Annotated in this window: 1 protein-coding gene; it reads left to right on the top strand. The window is 35.8% G+C overall.

Going from position 1 to position 1684, the window contains the following annotated elements; genetic code table 11:
• Positions 1-1684, top strand: a 1684-nt coding sequence (locus ABD766_RS08370; RefSeq protein ID WP_425556576.1) for a beta strand repeat-containing protein, incomplete at both ends; no start/stop codon positions are given.

Genomic DNA, 1684 nt, shown 5'->3' with positions numbered 1-1684 from the left:
TCCTTCTCAAGTAACTACTACTTTCGTGTCTTCAACTAATCCTGGTGTTACTTTATCAGGTACTAATGTTGTGGTGGCGCCTGGTACACCTTCTGGTTCTTATACTTTAACTTACCAAATTTGTGAAGTTTTAAATCCAAATAATTGTGATACTGCAATTGTAACTGTTCCAGTTGGAGCAACTGCAATTGTAGCTAATGATGATGCTGGTACTTCTGTTAATGGATTTGTTGGTGGAACTTCATTCACTAACGTGCTTACTAACGATACTTTAAATGGTGTTGCTGTAGTACCTTCTCAAGTTACTACTACTTTCGTGTCTTCAACTAATCCTGGTGTTACTTTATCAGGTACTAATGTTGTGGTTGCGCCTGGTACACCTGCTGGAAATTATACTTTAACTTACCAAATTTGTGAAGTTTTAAATCCAAATAATTGTGATACTGCTATTGTAACTGTTCCAGTTGGAGCAGCAGTTATTGATGCTGTAAATGATAATGGTAATTCAATAATTGGTGCTACAGGTGGACAATCTTATCCTAATGTTTTAATTAACGATACTTTAAATGGTAACCCTGCAACATTATCAAATGTAATTTTAACTCAAGTTAGTACTACAAATGCTGGAGTTACATTAAACCCAGTTGATGGTTCAGTAAATGTTGCATTAGGTACACCTTCTGGAAATTATGTGGTAACATATCAAATATGTGAAATCTTAAATCCAACAAATTGTGATATTGCTACAGTGACAGTTAATGTAAATAATGCAAACATTGATGCTGTAAATGATAACGGAAATAATGTTTTAACAGGAATTGGTGGGCAATCATATCCTAATGTATTAATAAATGATACATTGAATGGAAATCCAGCAACACTTTCAAATATTATTCTAACTCAAGTTAGCACGACAAATTCAGGTGTAACTTTAAATCCAATAGATGGTTCAATAAATGTTACTCCAACAACACCTGGAGGAACATATACAGTAACATATCAAATCTGTGAAGTTTTAAATCCAACAAATTGTGATACAGCAATTGTAACTGTATTTGTTGAATCTCCTAGTATTTCTATTACTAAAGATGGAGCTTATGTTGACAACAATGGTGATGGTATTACTAACGTAGGTGATACAATTGTATACAACTTCGTAGTAACTAATACGGGTAACGTAACTCTTACTAACATAACTGTAACTGACGTTAATGCGGTAGTAACTGGTGGTCCTTTAGCAACTCTTGCTGTAGGTGCTTCTAATTCAACTACATTCACTGCGGTTCACACTATTACTCAAGCTGACATTGATGCTGGTCAAGTAGACAACTTAGCGACAGCTACTGGAACACCTCCTTCTGGACCGCCGGTAACTGGAACTTCTACTGATCCAACTCCTTGTACTAATTGTACTCCAATTGACCCAACTTGTACTACGTGTACTATTGTAACGCTTAACTCATCTCCTAGTATAGCAATTACTAAAGACGGAGCTTATGTTGACAACAATGGTGATGGTATTACTAACGTAGGTGATACAATCGTTTACAACTTCGTAGTAACTAATACGGGTAACGTAACTCTTACTAACATAACTGTAACTGACGTTAATGCGGTAGTAACTGGTGGTCCTTTAGCAACTCTTGCTGTAGGTGCTTCTAATTCAACTACATTCACTGCGGTT

Origin of the sequence: Flavobacterium cheonanense (genome assembly GCF_039539185.1) — a bacterium.
Classification (GTDB): Bacteria; Bacteroidota; Bacteroidia; order Flavobacteriales; family Flavobacteriaceae; genus Flavobacterium; species Flavobacterium cheonanense.
The sequence above is the reverse complement of the archived record's forward strand: the minus strand, read 5'-3'. Positions and strand labels throughout refer to the sequence as shown.